This window comes from Cupriavidus sp. Met-2, assembly GCF_049843575.1.
GTDB classification, from domain to species: Bacteria; Pseudomonadota; Gammaproteobacteria; order Burkholderiales; family Burkholderiaceae; genus Cupriavidus; species Cupriavidus metallidurans.
Genome location: NZ_JBBHZL010000007.1, coordinates 283108 through 305523 on the forward strand (window position 1 = coordinate 283108; position 22416 = coordinate 305523).

20 protein-coding genes are annotated in these 22416 nt (G+C 63.2%); 8 read left to right on the top strand and 12 right to left on the bottom strand.

Annotated features, from left to right (window positions below; all coding sequences use genetic code 11):
- Nucleotides 1-214: 214 nt before the first annotated feature.
- Complete coding sequence (locus WD006_RS17400) at nt 215-718, bottom strand: membrane protein (RefSeq protein WP_011518461.1); 504 nt, start codon at nt 716-718, stop codon at nt 215-217.
- Nucleotides 719-994: 276 nt separating this feature from the next.
- Between WD006_RS17400 and WD006_RS17405 the strand changes: the two genes are divergently transcribed.
- Both WD006_RS17405 and WD006_RS17410 read left to right on the top strand, forming a co-directional pair.
- Nucleotides 995-1183, top strand: a complete 189-nt coding sequence (locus WD006_RS17405) for a hypothetical protein (protein ID WP_008644630.1) — start codon at nt 995-997, stop codon at nt 1181-1183.
- 87 nt (nt 1184-1270) lie between these two features.
- Entirely contained in the window at nt 1271-1438 is a 168-nt protein-coding gene (locus tag WD006_RS17410) for a hypothetical protein (RefSeq protein WP_155714372.1), read from the top strand.
- A 7-nt stretch (nt 1439-1445) separates the two neighbouring features.
- On the opposite strand, the gene WD006_RS17415 is transcribed toward WD006_RS17410, so the two are convergent.
- Nucleotides 1446-1631 (bottom strand): rubredoxin, encoded by a 186-nt coding sequence (locus WD006_RS17415; protein WP_008644636.1) that lies wholly within the window; start codon nt 1629-1631, stop codon nt 1446-1448.
- A 110-nt stretch (nt 1632-1741) separates the two neighbouring features.
- Entirely contained in the window at nt 1742-5755 is a 4014-nt protein-coding gene (locus WD006_RS17420) for a DUF748 domain-containing protein (RefSeq protein ID WP_080711498.1), read from the bottom strand.
- A 281-nt stretch (nt 5756-6036) separates the two neighbouring features.
- On the opposite strand from WD006_RS17420, the gene WD006_RS17425 reads away from it, so the two are divergent.
- On the top strand, nt 6037-7347 hold the full coding sequence (locus WD006_RS17425; RefSeq protein WP_029309291.1) for an MFS transporter: 1311 nt from the start codon (nt 6037-6039) through the stop codon (nt 7345-7347).
- A 103-nt stretch (nt 7348-7450) separates the two neighbouring features.
- Here WD006_RS17425 and WD006_RS17430 read toward each other — a convergent pair whose 3' ends face one another.
- Nucleotides 7451-8524, bottom strand: a complete 1074-nt coding sequence (locus WD006_RS17430; RefSeq protein ID WP_011518457.1) for an extracellular catalytic domain type 1 short-chain-length polyhydroxyalkanoate depolymerase — start codon at nt 8522-8524, stop codon at nt 7451-7453.
- A 367-nt stretch (nt 8525-8891) separates the two neighbouring features.
- Between WD006_RS17430 and WD006_RS17435 the strand changes: the two genes are divergently transcribed.
- Nucleotides 8892-9551 carry a Crp/Fnr family transcriptional regulator gene (locus WD006_RS17435; protein ID WP_011518456.1) on the top strand — a complete coding sequence of 220 codons (660 nt, stop codon included), beginning with the start codon at nt 8892-8894 and terminating at the stop codon, nt 9549-9551.
- A 30-nt stretch (nt 9552-9581) separates the two neighbouring features.
- On the opposite strand, the gene WD006_RS17440 is transcribed toward WD006_RS17435, so the two are convergent.
- The 4 genes from WD006_RS17440 to WD006_RS17455 all read right to left on the bottom strand — a co-directional run bounded on the left by WD006_RS17440 (nt 9582) and on the right by WD006_RS17455 (nt 12664).
- Nucleotides 9582-10427 (bottom strand): DUF2950 family protein, encoded by an 846-nt coding sequence (locus WD006_RS17440; RefSeq protein ID WP_029309290.1) that lies wholly within the window; start codon nt 10425-10427, stop codon nt 9582-9584.
- A 2-nt stretch (nt 10428-10429) separates the two neighbouring features.
- Nucleotides 10430-11842 (bottom strand): DUF3300 domain-containing protein, encoded by a 1413-nt coding sequence (locus tag WD006_RS17445; RefSeq protein WP_011518454.1) that lies wholly within the window; start codon nt 11840-11842, stop codon nt 10430-10432.
- 91 nt (nt 11843-11933) lie between these two features.
- The gene (locus WD006_RS17450) at nt 11934-12251 is read right to left on the bottom strand and encodes a hypothetical protein (protein ID WP_011518453.1); all 318 of its coding nucleotides are present in this window, start codon (nt 12249-12251) and stop codon (nt 11934-11936) included.
- A gap of 122 nt (nt 12252-12373) precedes the next feature.
- Nucleotides 12374-12664 carry a transposase gene (locus WD006_RS17455; RefSeq protein WP_029309288.1) on the bottom strand — a complete coding sequence of 97 codons (291 nt, stop codon included), beginning with the start codon at nt 12662-12664 and terminating at the stop codon, nt 12374-12376.
- Between the two features lie 865 nt (nt 12665-13529).
- Here WD006_RS17455 and WD006_RS17460 point away from each other — a divergent pair.
- The 3 genes from WD006_RS17460 (at nt 13530) to WD006_RS17470 (ending at nt 16881) form a co-directional block, all read left to right on the top strand.
- Nucleotides 13530-14483, top strand: a complete 954-nt coding sequence (locus tag WD006_RS17460; protein WP_029309287.1) for a LysR family transcriptional regulator — start codon at nt 13530-13532, stop codon at nt 14481-14483.
- 302 nt (nt 14484-14785) lie between these two features.
- Nucleotides 14786-15451 carry a response regulator gene (locus tag WD006_RS17465; protein ID WP_029309286.1) on the top strand — a complete coding sequence of 222 codons (666 nt, stop codon included), beginning with the start codon at nt 14786-14788 and terminating at the stop codon, nt 15449-15451.
- Nucleotides 15452-15459: 8 nt separating this feature from the next.
- The gene (locus tag WD006_RS17470; protein WP_227874006.1) at nt 15460-16881 is read left to right on the top strand and encodes a cobyrinate a,c-diamide synthase; all 1422 of its coding nucleotides are present in this window, start codon (nt 15460-15462) and stop codon (nt 16879-16881) included.
- A gap of 25 nt (nt 16882-16906) precedes the next feature.
- Here the strand turns inward: WD006_RS17470 and WD006_RS17475 are convergent, their stop codons facing one another.
- The 4 genes from WD006_RS17475 to WD006_RS17490 all read right to left on the bottom strand — a co-directional run bounded on the left by WD006_RS17475 (nt 16907) and on the right by WD006_RS17490 (nt 21267).
- Nucleotides 16907-17368, bottom strand: a complete 462-nt coding sequence (locus tag WD006_RS17475) for a MarR family transcriptional regulator (protein WP_011518448.1) — start codon at nt 17366-17368, stop codon at nt 16907-16909.
- Nucleotides 17369-17415: 47 nt separating this feature from the next.
- A complete protein-coding gene (locus WD006_RS17480) occupies nt 17416-18942 on the bottom strand; it encodes an MFS transporter (RefSeq protein ID WP_029309284.1) in 1527 nt (508 codons plus the stop codon).
- A 233-nt stretch (nt 18943-19175) separates the two neighbouring features.
- Nucleotides 19176-20576, bottom strand: coding sequence for a sensor histidine kinase (locus WD006_RS17485; protein WP_224443779.1), 1401 nt, complete (start codon nt 20574-20576; stop codon nt 19176-19178).
- 19 nt (nt 20577-20595) lie between these two features.
- The gene (locus WD006_RS17490; protein WP_011518445.1) at nt 20596-21267 is read right to left on the bottom strand and encodes a response regulator; all 672 of its coding nucleotides are present in this window, start codon (nt 21265-21267) and stop codon (nt 20596-20598) included.
- 128 nt (nt 21268-21395) lie between these two features.
- On the opposite strand from WD006_RS17490, the gene WD006_RS17495 reads away from it, so the two are divergent.
- A complete protein-coding gene (locus WD006_RS17495) occupies nt 21396-22385 on the top strand; it encodes a tripartite tricarboxylate transporter substrate binding protein (protein ID WP_029309282.1) in 990 nt (329 codons plus the stop codon).
- Nucleotides 22386-22416 lie beyond the last annotated feature (31 nt).

The following is a 22416-nucleotide window of genomic DNA, read 5'->3' on the forward strand; positions in this document are numbered from 1 at the left end:
AAGACTAGTGCATCGTTTCAGGTCACGGCAAGGCGACATCGTGCCGATATCGGTGCGCCAGGACGCGCATGGCCACAATAAAAAATGGCGGAGGGGAAGCTTACTTCCCGATCCGCCATCGTGGCCACGCGCGGCCCCGTGTAGTGGCAAAGTGCGCGACGCAATCAGACCATCAGCACATGATGTATTCGGTACAGAATCTCACGGCAGGTATCTAACGAGATACACCGCGCGACTCCAGCTTCCAGTAGCAGATGGCGATGGCCATCCCGAAGATGAGGTGCCCTACCAGCGTATGCCAGCCACGCTGGTCGACAAACCACGGGAAGGCGCTTGTCATCACGTAGAAGTTGAACATGTACACCACCAGGCCAAATACCGCCCCGACCAGTAGCGACATGCCGACGCTCGAATCGAGTTGGAACGGCGCGATGATCGCGCACAGCACGCAGCCGAGTATCGCGCCGAGCACGAAGTGAATAATCAACGCTGCGGCGACCGTGCTGACGCTGAAGAACGAGTTCTGCAGAACATCGCGCCCGAGCACGATTGCGGCAACCATGCGCGTGGTGCCCCATGGGTGAACGCCGGCCACCATCGTCGACCAGAACATCTCCACGACGATCAGCAGCGCACCGGCCGCGAGCCCGGACACGGCGGCCGCCGTCCAGTCCGGCAGGCGACGCATGTAGTGGTGCGAATGCATATGTAGTTCCATAGCGTCCTCCAGTCTGCTTCAGTCTGCTTTGGTGACCCCGTGCGTCCAGCATAGGACACTCGTCATCAATACGGCTGACACGACAGGAAAACCGCGTGGGAAACCGTCCAGGTGCGCTGTCAACGGTACAAACGGCTTCGGGCCAAGTCTCGCGCGAGATACTTGGCAGAGCATGACATGACGCAAACAGTACGGGACAACCCCAAGCACTACAGCCTTGTATTCGCCACACACTGCCTATACTGGAAGAACAAAGAAACAAGATAGGAGACCGCCATGCTGCATCTTCAGTTACAGGCGCACGATCTTGTATTCCTGATCCCCATGGCACTCGTCGGCTTGTTGGCGATGGGCGCGATTCCAGTTGCGGCCAAGGCGTTGCGTATCAGTTGCCGTTGCGCCGGCGCGATCCTGGGAGTCCTGCTTGGGGTATTGGTGCTGGAAGCCCTGCCACTGCTGATCTAGCGATCGGCGATCGAACAGGACACCAGTTAGAGAGAGAACGCCGCCAGGCAAGACGGCCAGAGCGGCTGCAGGCGAGAAGGAGGTGCGATGTCTCTTCTTATGCTCGCCACCGTGATGGTGGCGCTGCTGGTCGTGACTGTGGGCACGGCATTGTGGCGCTGCAGCCACCCATACCGGATGCGCTATACGCGCTGCGCGCAAAAGCGACGGCGCGCGGGCATCTGTCGATCGGCGACCCAGCGCGAAGCGCCTTGACCTGACCTCAGATCTCGATCATCGAGAAATCGCCCTTACCGACATCGCATTCCGGGCAGCGCCAGTCGTCCGGAATGTCTTCCCAGCGCGTGCCTGCGGCAATGCCTTCTTCGGGCAAGCCCAGTTCCTCGTCGTACACCCAGCCGCAAATCAGGCAAACCCAAGTCTTGTAGGCTACTGCTTCCTGCTGCACATCTCGCTCCCGATATCGATTCAAGTTTCGGGGCGCATGATACGCGGTTTTCGATGACGGTCACCACGCCGGCGTTCGAGCATTTCGTTCAAACGCCGGCACGCGTCCCATCATTGACGGATTGAGAAATCGACGCGGTTGGGCTTGCCCTTGTCCTTGATCCCTTCCGCGTTGAGCTTCGGCGCGGTCAGGAACAGCCTGGCGTTGGGCACCTTGCCATCGCGCTCGAGCGCCTGCTTGACCGTCAACGCCCGCTGCTCCGCCAACGCGCGCAGTTCCGTATCGGTCACGGGCGCATGTTCGAGCAGCAGCTTCTCCATCTCGGCCGGCGGCAACGACTTGGTCAGGCCGATGAAGTTGCGGGGCTTCTTGAACGACTCGCGCTTGTACACCGCTTCCAGGTACTTCGGATATTCCTGCGGCGATACGGTGACCGTGGCGCCCTGCTCGCCGCCCTCGCCCTCTTCCGCCTGCGCGCCTGCCTGTGCCGAACGGCGCAGATCACGCTGCTTGGCTTCGGCGACGCGCTGGTTCAGCCAGACGCGGCGCGCGCCATCGGCATCGGTGTCGGGGTCGATCCGGCCGCTGATTTCCAGATTGAGCGAAGGCCGGTCGGCGAGCGCCTTGCCGATGGTCTCGATCTTCTTGTGCGCGTCGTCGGTCAACGTGGAAGAACCCGGCGCGAACTCGATATAACCCAGCTCTTCCGCGTTGCCGCCAAATGCATGGGCAATCAGCGCGAACGGCGAGGTGATCGCCTTGGCCAGCAGGTTCACGATCACGCGCAGGATGACACCGCCGATGCTGAACTCCGGATCGGACAAGGAGCCCGAGACCGGCAGGTTGATATCGATCACGCCATTGCGGTCCTTGAGCAGCGATACCGCCAGCAGCACGGGCACCTTGACCGCGTCGGGGCTGTCCACCTTGTCGCCGAACGTGAGCTGGTCCAGATAGAGGTGGTTCTTCGCATCGAGCTTGCCATTCTCGATCTTGTACGCCACGTCGACGTTCAGCTTGCCCTTGGTGATCGGGTAGCCTGCGTACTTGGCCGCGTAAGGCGTCAGACGCGTCAGTTCCACGCCGTCGGCCTTGGCGGCGATATCGAGGAAGAGCTGTTCGCCCAGCGGATTGATCTTGCCGCTGATATTGACGGGAGCATCATCGTCGAGCCGGCCATCCAGCACCAGATCTGCCGGCGTCGGATCCCCCGTGGAGACCTTGGAGATCGACCCCTTCATGCCGGTCAGGTTGGCAGAGTAATTCGGCTTGATGAAGAAGTCCGAGAAGTTGATGTTCCCCTTGTCGATGGAAACACCACCCAGACGGATAACCGGCTTGGGCCCCGCTGCCTGCGCGGGTGCGGCCGCCGTCTCCGGCTTGGCCTCGGGCTTGGCTTCGGGTGCCGAAGCCGGATTCGCCTGGGTCAGGCTGGTCGACGGTGCTGGCTCGCCCTTTGCCGCGCCACCCGCCATCACGTCCTGCAGATTCAGCCGGCCATTGGCGTTCAGGATCACCCGGGCGTAGAAATCGGACAACGCCACGTTGTTGACTCCGAGCTGGAGCGGCCCCTTCGCATCGTTCATGTTGAAGTCGACGCCGCTCACGGCCAGCGAGCGCCAGCGCAGAAAGTCGTCGCCGGTGACACGGTCCACCGTACGCACATTACCGGCCATCACGTTGCCATTGAATCGCACCGCTATCGGCTTGCCGGCCGGCGCCTCGTAGGCAACCTTGCCCTTGAGCGTCAGCGCCCCGCTGCGCAACGCAGCGTTGAAACGGTCAGCCATGTAGGGCTGCAACGGCGCGATGTCGAGTTCGCGCAGATCGAGCTGCAATTGCGCGGCCGGACCGGTCGGCGTGACCTGTCCGTCGATGTTCATCACGCCCTTGCGCCCGCTTTCGGCGTGCAGCTTCATCGGCACCGCCCCCGGCGAGAGCGGCCAGGTCACGGTGCCGCTGGTGAATCCGATGTTGCGGAACTGGTGAATGACCGGGCGACCGCGATTGGCCTCGGCCGGCTCATAGTCCGCCAGGCGCGCGGAGCCGGCATCCACCGCCACCTTGCCAATGCGCACCTTCCAGCCCGGCGCTCCCGCGCCGCCGCCATTTGTCGCGGCCGTTGCCGCGGCCGGCGCACGCGCCCGCTTGCCGGCGGATTCGGCTGATTCGACGGCCCAGATTCGCGCCATCTCCAGCAGTTGGCCGCTATGGTCACGTGTTGCCGCGATCTGCGGTTTGGCCAGCGATACCTGCCCCGCTTCGAACGTCTGCTTGGCCAAGTCGAGCTGGATGTCGTCCAGCACGAGCTTGTCAGCCCTGAGCAGCGGCAGGTTGGCGCCCTCGGTGTCTGCCACGCGCTGGCTAGCGCGGTTGCCGCGTTGCGCGCGGCCCGCGCGGCCTTTCGGCGCCGGGCTCGCTGCCTTCGTCGCGCGATCATCGTTGCCAGCCGAAGCGGGCAGATTGACAGGCTCGCGAGTGGCCACGTAGAGCGGTGACAGTTCAAGCCGGGATTTTTCGAGCGTGAACTGGAACACCGGCTGCGACCACGCCATCTTGTAATTCAGCTCGGCATTGATGCCGGTATCACCGAACTGGCTGCGCAACTCGTGCGGCCACCACGCCGCGAAGCCTTGCGGGCGCACGCCCGCGGTTTCCAGCGTGCCGTTCAGCGTGCCTTTCTTGAGGTCGAGTTCCCCGGACTGCTTGATGGTCTGACCATCGGCGATCGTGACCGTGGCATCGAGTTTGGCAGGCTTGTCCCCGGTGCTGGCCAGGTTGGCGATATCGACATTCACGGGCCCGATATCCAGCTTGCCCGGCCCCGAGGGCGCCATCGCATCGACAAACCCCAGTTTCGCGTCCTTGATCGCAATGCGGTCGACGGCGTAGGACCACGGCACCTCCTCGGCCTTGGGCGGCGCCTGCACGCCCGATGCGGCAACCGCCGAGGCCGGGGCCGGCGTGGCGGTCGCCGGTGCGGCTGCGGGAGCCTTGGCCGGCGCTGACTTCATACCTTCCGGCAGGAAGGCCGTCGCCAGATCGAGCGCGCCGTCGGCACCTCGGGTTGCCAGCAAGCCGAAGCCGTCCAGTTCGATGCTCTTCACGTGCGCCTTGTGGGCCAGCGGCTCCACACGATCGAGGTCGACCGCCAGCCGTCCCGCCTTGACGAGCGGCGCGCCCGCATGGGTCACCACGTCGGCGTCGCGCAGGGCAATGGTTCCGGACACGTACAGGTCCTGCTTGTCCTTTTCTTGACGGAAACCCACATTGAGCCGGGTATCCACGAGCCCGCTCTTGACTTCAGCATCTTTCAGCTTTGGCGCGAACGCCATGTACTTCGCTACCTCGAGCCCATCCAGGTTGATGTTGAGGTTTGCTTCACGGCTGTCCGCGAAAGGCTGCATCGTGCCAGCCAGCGCCAGCGGCGACCCATTGATCTTCGCAAACAGGCTCGGCGCCGTGTTCAGGGTGACGTCGTGGGGCAGGTTTGACAGGAACGGCAGGGTCAGCGTGAAGTTCTCCACGCGCTGGACGGTATTGAGCAGCTTGTCCTCATAGACGAAGCTGGTATTCGTCACCGCGATATTGCTGACCGAGAATCGCGCAGGCTTGGCGTCGGCCGGCTTCGGCGGCAGCGCGGCAAAGCGTTCCTGCACATCGGCAAAGTTCATGCGGCCATTCGCATCGCGCAAGACGTGCACGGACAGCGCATCCACATGAAGGGAATCGATGACCGGCGCGAGGTGCCAGACCGATGCGGCCGAGGTCTTGGCCTCGGCCTCGCCGAGCGTCACCGTCGGCGTCTTGCCGTCGGGCTCGTAGATGGTCAGGTTGTTGATCGTGGCGGACAGACTGAACGGCCTCACATGCGCCTCGCCCAGTGTCACCTTGCGCCCAAGCGCCTCGGTGGCGTTTTTCTCCACCAGATACTTGATCAGCGGCGGCCCACCGAAATAGCCGGCCAGCCCGAATACGGCCAGCGCGGCCACCACGCCACCCGCGACGCGTACGGCCACGCGCCTGCGAGGCGTGGCCATGGCCGCCCCTGTCGCGGCCTGGATGGAATCCTTGAAAGCCATGTCACCCCAGAGTAGTTCGACCCCACGCAGGCTCAGCCCCATGCCAGCCTGCGCTTTGTGCCCCGGATTTCACTTGTTTTTCATTATGGAGACGGATTATGGCAGTGCAAAGGACGATTTAGTAATCCGATTTATACAAAATCAGGGATGCGACAGACCGATCTGGTATCGTTACGCCTTTGCGAAGCGTCCGTTGCCTGCCAGCCTGCTTACCCCGCCGGCCTCCGGTTCGCTCAGTTCGTGCTGTTATCCCTTCGGCCGTCCCCCTCCACGTCATCCGTGTTGCGCGCTTCGCATGTGAATGTATCCATGCGAGTCTTTTCATGTCCACCTCCAGCAGTACTGCCGGGGCTTCGGGTGCGCAAGGCGGCCATGCCGCTCGCCCGCTGACCGGTCAGGATTACAAGACGCTCGCGCTTGCCGCACTTGGCGGCGCGCTCGAGTTCTACGATTTCATTATTTTTGTTTTCTTCGCCAAGGTCATTGGCCAGTTATTCTTCCCGGCATCCGTGCCGGACTGGCTGCGCATGCTGCAGACCTTCGGCATCTTCGCGGCCGGCTACCTGGCACGCCCGCTGGGCGGCATCATCATGGCGCACTTCGGTGACCTGCTCGGCCGCAAGAAAATGTTTACGTTGTCGATTCTGCTGATGTCGGTACCGACGCTGCTGATGGGCCTTCTGCCGACCTACGCTTCGGTGGGCCTGCTGGCGCCGATGGCGCTGCTGGTGCTGCGCATCCTGCAGGGTGCCGCCGTGGGCGGCGAAGTCCCCGGCGCATGGGTGTTCGTGTCCGAACACGTGCCCCGGCGTCACGTCGGATATGCCTGCGGCACGCTGACTGCAGGTCTGACGGCCGGCATCCTGCTCGGCTCGCTGGTAGCCACAGGCATCAACGCCGTATTCGATCCGCAGGAACTCGTTGACCATGGCTGGCGCGTGCCGTTCGTGCTGGGCGGCGTGTTCGGTGTCGGCTCGATGTACCTGCGCCGCTGGCTCCATGAAACCCCGGTCTTCGCGGAACTGCAGCAACGCAAGGCACTGGCCGCCGAACTGCCGCTCAAGACGGTCGTGCGCGACCACCGCGGCGCCGTTGTCATCTCGATGCTGCTCACGTGGATGCTGTCCGCTGGCATCGTGGTGGTGATCCTGCTGACGCCGACCTACCTCCAGACGCTGTACGGCTTCGACGCCCGCACCGCGCTGGTGGCCAACAGCGCCGCAACGCTGTGCCTGTCGATCGGCTGCGTGGTGGCCGGCATCCTGGCTGACCGCATTGGCGCGCGCCTGACACTTTCGATCGGTGGCGCACTGCTGGCTGCCACGGCCTACGTGCTGTACACGACGATCGGCACCCGTCCCGACCTGCTGCTGCCGCTGTACGCCCTGGCCGGCTTCTTCGTCGGCACGATTGGCGCCGTGCCTTACGTGCTGGTGCACGCGTTCCCAGCGCAAGTGCGGTTCTCCGGGCTGTCCTTCTCGTACAACGTCTCGTACGCGATCTTCGGCGGACTGACGCCGGTGATCGTCTCGCTGATGCTCAAGAATGATTCGCTGGCCCCGGCCCACTATGTGGTTGGCGTCTGCATCATGGGTATCGTGACGGCGCTGTTCGTACGCAAGCGGCACGCCTGATCGCGCTCGCCACGCTTGCCGCGCTGGCACAATGAAAAAGGGGGAAGGCTGACAGCCTTCCCCCTTTTTCATTTGGGCGCGCTTCGGGCCCCGTCCTGCGTTGTCACGCCGCCCGCTTGTGCTGACGGAGAAATTGCCATATCAGCCAGCTCGCATCCGGGCCGATGCTGCTGTGGTACGGTACCGTGGCATCGCCGCCACTCCAGGCATGACCCAGCCCCCCCACTTCCACCAGTCGGACCAGATCGCGATTCCAGCGGCCAAAGCGCGCTTCGCGAACTTCGCCATCCTTGCCCAGCGGCGCATCGTTAGCGCTTTCGATCTGTCCGCCGAGGCTGCCACCCAGGCCGTTGTAGGCCAGGAACTGCTGCGTCAACAAACGCCCGTTGATCGGATGCACCGCTTCGTCCGCCATGCCGTGCAACACGATGGCCGGCATGGCCGGACCGCCGGGCGTCACGCCAGCAGCATCGAGCAATAGCGCGGGCTCGATCGCCGAGCCCTCGTGCATCGCCCTCAGGCCCGCCCGGGGCGAATCGGCCGCACCGATCACCACACCGGAGTGCAATCCCACGGCAGCGACCTTGTCCGGGTAGCGCAACGCCACCAGAGCCGCCATCGCGGCACCGGCCGACAACCCGGCAAGGTAGATCTCGCCGATACGTACGTCGGGCCGGGTTGCCAGTTCGTCGATCAGCAGTGCCAGCGCCTGTGCTTCGCGCCCGCCCTGCCCGGCCGCGAGGTCGAACCACTGCCAGCACCGATGCACGGAGCGCCGCAATGGCTGCTGCGGATAAGCCACCATGAATCCTTCGCGCTCGGCCAGCGCGTTCATGCGCGTGCCAGCCGCCAGGGCTTCAGGCGTTTGCTGACATCCGTGCAGCATCACCACGACAGGCAATGCGCCCTTGGCGCCGGACGGGATATAGAGGCGGTACGAGAGTTGCGGGACCAGTTCGCCGGGTAACGGCGTCAGGCCCAGATTCAGCGACTGCCAGTTGCCTGGCAATTCAGCCGGCCCGGCCTCGCCTGGCGCGGTGTGGCGCTGGCGATGAGTGGCTGGGGGCGCCAGTTCCAGACGCTCCAGCCATGTACGAATTTGTTTCGCGGGCTGAAACTGCGCGCGACGAATTTGTCGAAGCTGCGCATCCCAGTCCGGAGAGAGGCTTTTGGCCATATGAAGACTCCTGTTCGTCTTGAGAACGGGTCTCCTCCTTTCTTGTGCGATGCAGCATAACACAATCGACGAGGCGCTTTTCCGACATTGTCTTGAAGGCACAACATGAATTTTTGAAAGAATTCTCTACTTTCCGGGCACATGCTGACCTCTCCCCCTAAGAGGCCGCAAAAAAACTTATTACGCTTGTTTAAAAGAATGCAGATCGACTCACGATCAGCGATGTTCGTGGGCACTTATACTGTCGGGAAAAAATGTCCATCATGCCTACCAGGAGGCAATACCACTGGACCACCAAGCCCCCAGCGCCTCATGCTGCACCCTGTGCCCGTTCCAGTCCGTTTGCGCAAGTGCACACGGAGGCACCTTGCTGCCCGACAGACCAGCATTAAGCCCCGAGCGCAAGCACCTGCAAGCCGGCGAGGCGCTATTCAGGCAGGACCAACCGGTACGCGCCGTCTACCCATTGCGCCACGGCGGCATCAAGCGGATGTACGAATCGGCACTTGGATGGCGGCAATTGACCGGCTTCATGCTCCCCGGTGACGTAGCCGGCCTCGAGCCGAATGACGCGCCGCAGTTCGGCACGAGCGCGATTGCCCTGCAGGCATCCGAATGCTGTGTGGTGCCACTGGAGACAGCGAAGCGCTGCGAGGAAGATCCGGCGGTTCACGCCGCCTTGCTCGCGCTACTTCACCGCGACGCCTTGCGGCAGCGCGAGTTGCTGGTGACCATCGGCTCAATGAAGGCCGCGCAGAGGCTGGCCATGCTATTGCTCGATCAGGCTGCGGAACACCGCCGCCGCGGCACCGACGGGGGAGAAGTCATGCTGGCGATGACTCGCAACGATATCGCCAGCTACCTGGGCCTGACGCTGGAGACGGTCTCGCGGCTTCTGTCCCGCTTTGCGTCCGTCGGGCTGATCACGGTGCGGCACCGTCAGCTTCGTATCGTCGACGAGAAAGGGCTGTCAGACGTCCACGCCGAAGCAGACCGCATCACGCTGCGCGGTCCGGATCCAGCTTAGACGCAATTGCCGGAGACTTCGGATCCGGAATCAGCGATCTGCAGCCCGCTCCCAACCCTCGGGCGAAAAGGCTCGCATGGCACCCGCGCGCGCGCCGGTACTCTTGCCTAGGTCTCGCTCGTAGAAACGGCGCTCGCTATCGACCATGAAGGAGTGGATGCCGCTATCACCGTAACGCGCGGGCCAGGCGATGAACGCGAACTTGGCGTCGCTGCCCTTCGGCGGTGCGATGATCCGATAGCGATAGCCGTAGAACGCTTCCTCCGGCGGCACCTCGGGGCCCATTGCCAAGGCATCCGGTCCAAGCGGGCTATCATTCTCGGCCGATGCCGATGGCCAGTACAACCCATTGGTCTTGCCGGGCGTACTCACGAGCTGATGGGCGTACTTGCCATTGCCAATCTGCTCCGCATAACGCTGCTGGGCATCGGCGAGCTGCAGCAACGTATCCATCGCCACGAGTTCGTTGCGCCCGATCCGGCGGCGCCGCATCTCCTGCTCGCCGGCAGCCAGATCGAACTGCCAGCCGGTTTTACGCTTTGCCAGCGGAACCGGGAACGTCCAGCCGCTACCGCCCACCTCGATACGTGCGGCCTTATCGCCATCGGGCTGGACGGCATGATGGCTTGCCCAGGCGGCAAGGAAATCGTAGATGTCGTTCTGGCTGAGCCCCGGCGGCACCAGCTTCTCGTAGTTCGCGCCGAGCACCTGCTTCAGCGCATCAGGGTCACTGCGTGCCACTGCATCGCCGAACGCATCAGCTGCGGCATCCGGCGTCGGATAGACATGCTGGGCCAGAACGGGAACGGACATGCTCAGCAGCATCGCCAACGCGCCGGCACGCAACATGGATTCGAACCTCGATTGACGCTTCATCGTTACCTCCGGCCGTGACCAAGGTGACCGCCACCCGCACCTGCTCCACCAGCATGGCCCCCGCCCTGGAAGCCGCCACCACCACCGCCGTGGAAGCCACTACCACCACCGCCACCACCGCCGTGGATGCCCCCGCCAGATCTCGCCGGCGCGGAATGCTGCTGCACCTGGCCCGCGTTGTGTTGGAAGCCGCTGCGATCGCCCCGGTTTGCCTGCTGACGCATCCGGTCACCATTGCCTGCATCGCTGAACGCGTTATTGCGGTTGCTGTCACGCGCACGGTTGCGCGCATCGGCCTGATCGGCACGTTGACGATCCGCGCCAGCCGGCCGCGGATTCTGCCCGCCAGCCTGGCGATTCACGTTCGGCGCCGAATGTCCGGGAATCGACTGGCCGGTACGCCCCTGGAACGACTGGGCCGCACGCTGACGCTCTGCGTCGCGCTGGTTCTGCACACCGCCTCCGCCCTGACCCAGACGCTGCTGGTTCTGCACGCCACCACCTGCCTGACCCAGGCGCTGCTGACCACCCTGCGGGCGATTGGCCAGCCCCTGCTGACGCTGCGCGTCGTAGCGGTTCGCAACGTTCTGATTCCGGTACGGCACGTTGCCACGGTTCGCGGGATTGTGCTGCCAGTTCACGTTGGACCGATTGACGTCCAGTCGCTGATTCACGTTGATGTTGTTGTATCGATTGACGTTGATGTTGACGTCGTGGCTACCCCAGTTGAATCCGCCCCACATCGAATTCACAGCCGCCACGCCAAGCCCGAAGCCAATGCCGGCCACCAGCGAGGTGGCGAACACCGATCCGGGTGGCGGCGGGTAGTAGGCCGGCGGATAGGCGGGATAGGGCCATGCGCCGTAGACCACGGTCGGGTTGTACGACGGCACGTACACCACCTGCGGACTGGCGGGCTCGATCTGGACGATGGTGGTGCCGCCGCTCTGCTGCGTGACCACCTTTTGCTGCTCGTTGGATTTGAGAGTGCCCGCCTTCTGCGCCTGTACGCGCAGGCGTTGCACCGAGTCCATCACGTCATCGGGCTGCGCCAGGAACGCATCGCCCACGCTCTCGACCCACTGCGGCTGGCGTCCCATCATGTCCATCACGGAGGGAAAAGCGGTGAGCGACTTCACGCTTGGGTCCCACGGCTCGCCTTCGACGGCCTTGGTGGCCGCATCACCCGAAAGACTCTGATTCGATTTCGACCATTCCGCGGCGGAAGCCACGTCCGCCGGATAGGTCGATGCCATGAGCACCTGCGACAGCAGTGCATCGGGATACAGCGCAACCGGTGCAAGCAGCTGGTCAAGCTGTGGCTTGTCCAGTTTGGCCTGCGCCAGTGCGCTGCTTGCGCCGGCCAGCAACATCAGCCCGAACGACCAGGCAAGGAAACGTCGCAAGTGGAACATGTTTGCTCCTGCAATGACGGATGTAACCACCATCCCTTTCGACAATCGCCTGGTCACACCCGGCATCATCCTGGCAACGGCGGATCAGAACTTACTTGCGTGACTGGGCGCACTCCTGCCGGTACGCCTCCTCGAGGCGCTTGCGATCCGGCGCGCGCTCGAGCGTGGAATAGGTCCGGCCATCTGCCGTCGTCACTGACGACTTGCCCTGCCCCCACTGCGGCCCCGACGGCAAGGCATTGATCTGGTCGAGTAACTGGCGGCATCGCTCGACCTGAGAGGCACTGAGCGTGCCCCCCGTATCCTCGACGGTGGACGTCGCAGGATCGAGCATGCGCGGCGGCAGCGGCGCGACTATCGGAGTACCCGGATCCTGCGGAGGCGCCGCATGAACCTGAGCGACAGACATCCCGAGCCACACCATTGCGCCTGCGGCAGCAAAAACCTTCTTCACGAAAAAACTCCAGAAACCAATGTCATGCGAGACATTGCAGTGGCAAGAGGAACCGGCTCGATGCGGCGACCAACCAATCAATGGCTTTTGCCATCGCCGTGCCTGCCGGTACGATTGCGCAGCAACTCAAGTTTGAGCAGTGCATCCGCAAGCATACTCTTGAGTCGCGCATTCTCCTCTTCCAACTGACGCAATCTGCGGCTGTCGGACGGGTCGTGTTGCCGTACCTTGCTGCCATACTTGGCCCGCCAACCGTAGAACGAGGCATCGCTGAAGCCATAACGCGCGCAGAGCTCCCGCACCGGCACCCCTTTGGCGGCCTCTTCTAGATACATGCGGATCTGTTCTTCCGAATAGCGTCTGTTCACGCAAATGTCTCCGCTCGCCGGCCTCCAGTCAGGCGCCCATGCGATCGCGCGCACGGCCCTCCCGCCTACCCTGCCCGTAAGGTAGCCCACCGCCCGCGCAAAAGGCAATTCAGTGTCTTCGCGGCACGAGTTAAGCAAATTGAACAACGCCTCTACAGGATTGTCGGGATACACCCACAACTATTCGGCACAATCCGTACACTCACATTTGCAATTCAAATTTTGTTATTCCAATTTGGAAAAATTCCTACCTCTGCCATTCTCAACTGCCAGTCCAGAATGTTGAATTCACACCCGGATTCGGCGTCGACTAATGCACTCCCATTGACGGAAACCCCCATTTGAGGCGGGTTTCAGGGTTGTATCGTTGTTCGTACATAGGATCTTTGTTGGTATGGCACAACCGTCTGGAAGTTGAGCATTACTAGTAGTTTCCAGAATGTTGTATTAAGATTTCTACGCATCAACTAAATTTCGAAACGCCTGCAGTGGCGCCGCCCGGCGCATGAGGACAGGCGTCAAAGCGGTACGGCGTCGGCAGATGACGCCGCCACAAGCCGCTGCATATTTCCTGGTCTGACGAATAGGAGCCATTGCCGTAGCACGCACCGGATACACAAACCCGTGCGGTCTGGAGGAAGTGGTGGCTGCAAGGCGCGATGCGGACATTCAGCGTCCGCGCGCGGCGTCTTCGGTTGCCAGGGCGCCTCGCCGTCGCCCCCGCCCGTTTTTGGTAGTGCCAGCAGTACCTGCCATCGCCCTCGCCGAATTTCCGCAAGGAGAGCCGGCCGGCAGTCAGAAGCAGTAATGATGTTGCATCACCAGAACAAATAACAAAGTAGAACTCGGATCGGGAGAAGTCAGTATGCGGCACGTCAGCACGAAGCTATTGCATGTTTTCGTTCTGCTTATGGAGTATCGCGACCTCAATGCGGTTGCGGCTTGCACTCAAGGGCGCGTACCCACAGTGGCATATAGCCTGGCGCGATTGCGCGAAATCACCGGCGATGCCTTGTTCGTGAAACGAAATGGCGCGCTGGAACCCACGCCTCATGCGTTGCGACTCGAGCAGACCGCGCGTCAGATTCTGGCCAAATGGAATCAACTCGTGCAGCCAAGCGGGGAACATGCCGCCCAGGCAACCCGAGGCCGACGCATTTCGATCGGGTTTTCTTCGTCAATTGGCGATCCGGTCATTACCGAAATCCTGACCGCCCTGGGCGAACGCTTCCCGCAGGACAGCTTCATCACGCGGCCGGTCATTGCCGATGCGGCGCTGGCGGATAGCCTGGATAGCGGCGATCTCGACTGCGCCTTTGTCGTCGATGGCGCCAACGTGCCCGACTCGGTCATCCCACATAGCATCATGGCCACGCCGCGACGCCTGATCAGCGTCACGCGCACGGGGTCGATGGACGAAGTGGAAAGCGACTGGATCCTGCTGCAGGAAGACTGCGACGCCGCAAGTCCCCTACGTGGATTCCTGGAACGCCAGGCCCTTGCTCCCGGCCATCGCGAAACCGTGGTGCCGTCGTGGCATACCCAGATCACGCTGTTACATGCGGCAGGTGGTATCTGTCCGGTGCTCGACTTCAACGTGCCGCTCGTCACACGCGATCGGAAGGCGCGCCTGCTGGCGCCACCCAGCAGTTTCCCGGCCTGGGCCGCGCTTCATTTCTGGATGCCCCAGGAGTCTGATGACCGCAGTACGCTCCGCGACATCATGGACGTCGGCGCCTCGGTATTGCGAGACCCTCTCAAGGCCATCGACGGACGCCGTCAGGCACGACAACCCGCCAGGCCTCTTGCAGTAGCCTGACCCACACGTATTGATATCAACCGACGACCCCGTGGTGCATCGCGCCACGGGGTCGTTTGCGTTCGATGTCCCCGACGCAAGGCAATGCAATACGTTTTTTGCGAATCCTCTTACTCCCTTCCCGCGATCCGGGCATTAATCTCGCCGTGCATCGCGGTGCTCTCCGAGTCGTCTCCCGTTTGATTCGCGGTTCCGCGTGCGCGCAGTTGCTGCGTGTTCGCGCCGTACGCCACTCCCGCGTGCGGCGCTTTTTTGACGCCAGCGTGCAGCCGTATCCGACCCATATGTTCAGGAGTCATTGGATGACGTTGAGGATTTTGCTGGCCGACGACCACCCCGTCATTACGGCGGCAATCCGAGCCAGGGTACAGTCGTCGCAGACTGGCTGGGAAGTCTGCGGCGAAGCCACCAGTGCCACGGAGTTGCAGCAACAGGTCGATCTGCTCCAACCGGATGTGGTCGTGACCGACTACCACATGCCCGGACCCACCGAGCTCGATGGCGTGCGCCTGATCACGTCGCTGCGGCGACGGCACCCGTCGATATCCGTGGTGGTGCTCACCATGATCACGAATCCGCTCGTGCTACGCACGATACTGGATGTCCGCGTGCATGGGCTGTTGATCAAGGACAGTCCGCTGGCGGAAATCATGACCGCAATCGGGCGAGCCCAGCGCGGTTTTACCTACATCGGCAAGTCCGCGCTACGCGCGCTGGCACCCACCGAACTCCGGACGATGCTGCCATGCGGGCGCGATGGCGAGCAGCGTCCGTCCGCGCGCGAAATGGAGGTACTGCGGCTATACCTGACCGGCCGCACGGTAACCGAGATCGCGACCACGCTGTGCCGCAGCGTCAAGACCATCAGCCGGCAAAAGAACTGCGCCATGCAGAAGCTCGGCGTCACCAATGACCGCGAGCTGTTCGAGTGTGTGGCACTTCAGGGCATGGTCCTGCCACGGCGCTAAAGGTGGAGATGTCTGCCCGATATAATCCATCGCATCGCATGGCGCTGCCGCCGTGCATTGCCACCTCCGAGATGCCCCCGTTTCCTATTCAATCCTCTCCGTTGGACACGACAACACGAACCGGCACGCGCCCGGTCCCCGCGTTGCTCGTTGCCGCCCCCGCATCGGGGCAGGGCAAGACCACGGTCACCGCCGCCTTGGCACGCCTTCATGCGCGGCAGGGCCGTACCGTGCGCGTATTCAAGATCGGGCCCGATTTCCTCGACCCGACGTTGCTTGCCGCCGCCAGCGGTGCTCCGGTGCAATCGATCGATCTCTGGATGACAGGGGAAGTCGATGCTCGCCAACGTCTTGCCCTGGCCGCGCAGACCGCGGATCTGATTCTTGTCGAAGGTGTCATGGGCCTGCACGATGGCACGCCGAGCAGTGCGGATGTCGCGCGATGCTTTGGACTGCCGGTCCTCGCCGTCATCCAGGCAGGCGCGATGGCGCAAACGTTCGGTGCCGTGGCCCACGGCCTCGCGACCTACGGCGAGCCATTTCACGCGATGCACGTGCTGGCGAATGGCGTCGGCAGCGCACGCCATGCCGAGATGCTGCGAGACAGCCTGCCGCATGACATCCACTGGGCCGGCGCGTTGGCCCGCGATGATGCGGCGGCGTTGCCGGAGCGGCATCTTGGCCTGTTCAGCGCCGACGAGCTTCCCGACCTTACCGCGCGACTGGATCGCATGGCGGATGCCTTGGCCGCACTGCCGCTATCGCACCTGCCAGAGCCGATCGTGTTTCCGGACACGCCCACGCAGCAATTGCCGCGCCTGCTGGAGGGCCGGCGCATCGCCATCGCGCGCGACGATGCCTTCCGGTTCATTTATCCGGCCAATGTGGAAACGTTGAACGCGCTCGGGGCGCATATCACATGGTTCTCGCCCTTGCGTGACGCGGCTTTGCCGCACTGTGACGCGCTATGGCTGCCCGGTGGCTACCCCGAACTGCACGCCGCCGCGCTCGCCGCGAATGTGCCGATGCACAACGCGATCCGAGCGGCGCACGCACACGGCCTGCCAATGCTGGCGGAGTGCGGCGGCATGATGGCGCTGTTCGACAACCTGGTGGACAAGGAAGGGCAAACCCATCGCATGGCCGGGTTGCTGCCCGGCACGGTGACGATGCAGAAACGACTGGCGGCAATCGGCCATCAGGCCGTCGAGCTACCTACGAGAGAAGGCATCGCCGGTCAGCCGGTACGCGGACACACGTTCCACTACTCGACTACCGACACTCCGCTGACTCCGCTCCTGCACGCGCGGTCACCGCGCGATGATGGAACCGGGGAAGCTGTCTATCGGTCCGGGTCGCTTACCGCGTCCTACGTGCACCTGTACTTCCCTTCTAACCCAACGGCCATAGCGGCGTTGTTTGGCGGATAGAGAGCAGCCAGGCGACGCTGCCAGATCAGGCGGCGTCGCGTTCCGCCTGCGTGCGCGCGACTGCGTCGGCGATGCCCGCCTCGAGCTGAACCAGCCCCTTCGAGAGGTTGTGCATCGTCGTTTCCGTGACGTTGGCCAGCACGTCCTGCAGGAATGCCGAGCGGCGCGGCATTGCCTGGTCAACGATCTCGCGGCCAAGCGCGCTCAGCGTGACGTTGGTCATGCGGTTGTCGCGCTCGCTGGTCATCCGGTCGACCCAACCCATTTCCTGCAACGTCTTGAGCTGGCGTGTCAGCGCGCCGGGGTCCATGCCGACACGATCGGCCAGCGGCTTCTGAGCAATCGGGCCTTCGTGCCCATACAACGCGAACAGAATGCGCCAACGCGGCAACGGGTGTCCGATTCGCTGTTCAAATGCCGCAGCATAAGCCCGGTAGGTCCGGCCAAATTGCTGCAGGACAGCCAGGCTTTGTCGCTCCAGTTCCACTCCACTCCTCCTGTAGGCGAATGTGCTTCACATCCGCACGGCTGTCATCAGTCCGCAGCCATCACGGGTTCATTTACCCGCATCAATTTGATCGGCGGAACCCGGCGCGCGCGCCAGACACCGAACAATGCAGCGATTGCCGCCAGCAACAGGCCAAGATGGATGGCGCCGACGAGGGACACCCGCGCCTGTTCCAGCAGCAGGGCTCCATTGTGCCCTGCCTGCTGCAAATTGGTCAGCAATTCTGCCTGCGCGGCCTTGTCGATCAGGATCTGCGGGTCGGTCATCCGGGCAGTCCAATCCGTCGCATTGGCGGCAGCCAGCGCCGACGTCACGCCAGACGTGTAGCTGCGCGTGACCAGCGTGCCAACCAGTGCCGTCCCTACCATCCCGCCGACCATCCGCAACGACTGAAGCATGGCCGTAGCGATGCCGAGATGGGCACGACCGGCGGTCTGCTGGGCGAATACCGTCAGGTTGGGCAGGACAAAGCCCAGTCCGAGCCCTGCCAGCAACATGATCGAAAGCAGCAGATTGTGATGCATACCGCGCGTCGCCTGCGAGAGACCCAGCAGCGCCAGCGCCAGCATCGTGAATCCCGCGTAAAGCATGGCATTGGGGCGCGGGATCCGGGTGATGATGCGGCCGTTCACAATAGATCCGATCGTGATGCATACGACCAGCGGCGTCACCAACAGTCCGGCCTCCTTCGGCGAATAGCCAAACCCGCCCTGGAACAGCAACGGTGCGTACAGCAGCAAGCCGAACATCGTGAAGCCCGCCAGCACGGAAAGCACGAACAGCGACGCAAGGCTCGGATTGCGGAACATGTCGAACGGCAGAATCGGATTCGCTGATTTACGCGACCAATGCCACAGCGCTACGAACGCGGCGATGGAGAAGACCATCAGGCCGATCGTCACAACGCCAAGCCCCCGTTCAGGCAGCCACTCCACCGATAGTTGCAAACTACCCAGCCCTGCCGCGATTAGTGCGGCGCCAGCCCAGTCGATACGGATTGGCTCGGTATGCGACTGATGACGCAAATGCGGCAGGAAGCGCCAGGCAATCAGCAACCCCAGCAAGCCAACCGGCAGGTTGATGTAGAACACCGCTCGCCATCCGAACCACTCAGTCAGCACACCGCCCAACGACGGGCCGATCGCATTGGCCAAGCCGAACGCCGTGCTCATCATGACCTGCCAACGCAAGCGCACATGCGGGTCAGGAAACAGATCGGGAACGCAGGCGAACGCCGTGCCGACCAACATGCCGCCACCGATCCCCTGCAATGCGCGGGCAGCTACCAGGAACGGCATGTTCGTAGCCATGCCGCAAAGCGCCGATGCCGCCACGAACACGACGATCGAGGCCAGCACAAACGGCTTGCGTCCGTAATAGTCCCCGAGTCGCCCGAAGATGGGCACGGTAATGACCGACGTCAGCAGGTAGGCCGTAGCCACCCATGCGTAAAACTCGAAGCCCTGCAACTCCGCCACCACGGTTGGCAGCGCGGTACTGACCACGGTCTGGTCAAGTGCAACCAGCATCACGACAAATGCGATGCCGGTCATCGCAAGCAAAGACTCGCGAAAGGGCAGGACCTGCCCTTTCCTCACCGACTGGTTGGCCGGTGATCCTGCTACTGCCCTGCCAGGTGATACATCCTGCTCAGGGCGAAATTCCGAAGTCATTTTGTTGCCCGATCAATCGTTGTTGCATCAATGAATCAGGGATTATAGGCCGTCGTCTGATGACTTGCAGGGGGGAGTTACAAATGGCCAATCGGATTGGATTGCAGCGCCTGTCAGGCCACAGCGGGCGGTGCGGCGGGGGCCGCCGGCAGCGTCACCCTGACGCGTAGCCCGCCCTTGTCGCCGGACTCCAGTTGCACGCTACCCTGATGCGCTTCGCAGATTTGCCGAACGATCGCCAGACCAAGTCCACTCCCCGCCCCGGGCGTGCCGGCGATGCGAACGAAGCGTTCGAACACGCGTTCGCGATCCGCCGAAGGGATGCCGGGCCCGCTATCGTCCACCAGGATGCAGAGCGTGCTGTCGGACCGCTCCACCGTCACGGAGATGCTCCCACCAGCCGGCGTGTAGCTCACGGCATTGTGCAGGAGGTTGGCCAGCATCTCTCGTAGCATGGCCTCGTTGCCAACGACCCATGCACCAGCCGGACATTCGCCCACGCTGAGATCCTGCCTCCGCTCCCGCGCATGGAGATACCACTCCGCGCAGATATCGCGGCAAAGGTTGCCCAGTTCGATGCGCTGCATCGCGTCACCGTCCGGCGCAAGGACGTCGCCATCCCCTGTACGCGCCAACGTCAGCAACTGGTTGGTCAACCGCACTGTCCGGTCGATGGCGGCCTTGACCTCGGCGAGATCGCCGCCGTGATCCGAAGCGCGTATGCGCTGGTCCACATGGCCCCTGACCAGCGTCAGCGATGTCCGAAGCTGATGCGCGGCATCGTCGAGAAAGCGCTTCTGGTTTTCGACGATGACCCGCAGACGTTCGAGGTACTGATTCAGCGTTTGCAGCAGCGGCTGGATTTCCCTGGGCAGGTCATCGCCCTCGACCGGAGCGAGGTCCGATGCCCGGCGGGCCTGAATGCGATCCTGCAACCGCTTCAGCGGCCGCAGCGTGGCGGCCACCGTCAATGCCAGCAACGTCATCGAGACGCCGATCATCGCCGCCTGTTGCCAGAGCATGGTGAACAGCAACCGTCTGGCCATGTCATCCCGCATCTCCAGCGTTTCCCCCACCTGCACCAGCGCAACGCCCTGCTGCCCGCCCTCGGTCACCGGCTGCCACAGCGCCGCCACGCGCAGGGGCGTTCCGGCATAGGCATCGTCATAGAAATGGACCAGCGCCGGATAGTCCTCGCTGCGCGGCACATTGGCCGGCATTGCCGGGAAGTCCTTCTCGCCGGAGACGAAATGGCCTGCCGGATCCAGCACGCGATAGAAAATCCGCCCGCGCGCATCGATCTGGAACGTATCCAGCGCGCCATAGGGGACGTTGACGGTCACCCGGCCGTTAGTCACGTGGATACGCTCGGCAATCGAGCGCGTGGAGGCCAGCAGCGTTCGGTCGTGCGCCTGATTGGCTTCCTTCAGCGCGGTGCGATATGAGGCGAAAGCCGAGACGATGCCGACGGTCAGCAACGCGAGCGCCAGGCGCCAGAGCAGGGTCCGGCGCAAGCTCGTCGCCGAAGGCTGCCTAGCCATCCTGACGCTGTTCCAGCAGATAGCCGACGCCTCGCACGGCGGTGATGACCAGACCGCTCGGCTTCAGCTTCTTCCTGACCCGCGACACATAGAGTTCGATAGTTTCGGGATTGACCTCGTCGTCGATCGAGAACACGCACTGGAACAGCACGTCCCGGGTGGCGACGCGGCCGGCCCTCAGGAACAGCGCTTCCAGCACCGCCAGTTCGCGCCGGCTCAGCGTCAACGCCGTGCCCTCGCAGTAGAACGATCTCTCCACCGAATCGAATGACAGGCCGCCGTAGGTGGTCACCGGCTGGCCACCCTGGCGGCGGCGAAGCTGCGCCTTGATGCGTGCCTCGAGTTCGCCAAGGTCGAAGGGCTTGGCGATATAGTCGTCGGCCCCGAGGTCGAGGCCCAGGATGCGATCGGCGATCTCGCTGCGGGCCGTCAGGATCAACACCGGTGTCGTGACACCCTGCGTCCGGATCGAGCGAAGAACGTCCAGCCCGTCGACCTTCCCCAGCGAGAGGTCCAGAAGGATCAGATCGTACGAAGCGGTGGCGATCATCAGCAGCGCGGCCTCGCCGTCCACGGCGTGGTCAATGACGAAGCCGCTGTCCCCGAGGGACTTGATGACCAGCGCAGCCAGATCCGGGTGATCTTCAACGAGTAGCAGGCGCACTTTTGGCAGGGTTTACGTTAAACAATCTGGCAGGCGTTCGACAGCTTGGCGACAGCCGACCGACTTAGCATTGCAAGACAGAAATGATAGCCATCCGGCGCGGACTGCGGGGATGGCCAAGTCAAAAAATGGGAGACAGTCCAGTGCGAACGCTATACCTGTTCGCCCTGTTGCTGATAGGCGGTGTGCAGACCGCCCACGCAGCGCAGGCGGAAATGCCGCAACCGCGGTGCATCGCGCCGGCCAGGCCAGGCGGCGGCTACGACCTGACGTGCAGGATCGCGAAGCTTGGGCTGGACGAGGCCAGGGCACTGCCCGCACGCTTGCAGATCGACTATCGGCCCGGCGGGATCGGCGCGGTCATGTTCGATGCCGTGGTGGAGCAGTCTCCCGATGATGCCAACACCATCGTGGCGTTCTCGAGCGGCGCGCTACTGAACCTGGCCAGCGGCAAGTTCAGCAAGTACGGGCCCGACAGCGTCAAGTGGCTGGTCGCGATTGGCGTCGACCACGGCATGATCGCCGTCGACGCCCGTTCGCCGTACCTGACCCTGAAGGACCTTGTGACCGCAATGAAGGCCGACCCGCGCAAAGTGCTGTTCGGCATCGGCGGCTCCGCGGGCAGCCAGGACTGGATGAAGGCAACCCTGCTTGCCCGGCAAGCAGGGCTGGACCGTAACGCCATGCGCTATGTGGCGTTCGAAGGTGGCGGCGAGGCGATGACCGCGCTGATGACGGGACATGTGCAGGCCGTTCCCGGTGATATCGGCGAGGCCGTCGACTTGATCGAGACGCACAGGATTCGCGTGCTGGCCGTGCTGTCGGATCAACGCCTGCCGGGCCGCTTCGCGTCGATTCCCACCGCGAAGGAACAGGGGCTCGACGTGCAATGGCCCATCGTGCGCGGCTTCTACATGGGACCGAAGGTCGCCGAGCACGACCTGCGTCGCTGGGGCAACGCGCTGCAGCGGGCGGCCGGCACCCGTGCATACGTGCAGGCACTGGAAACGCACGGCATCGTGCCCACCCCGATGTCCGGGTCGGAGCTGGACACCTACGTCCAGAACAAGGTTCGCGAATACAGGCGGCTCGCGCGCGAGTTCGACCTCATCAAGTAAGCAGGCCTGCCGGAGCCTCCGGCGGACTGTC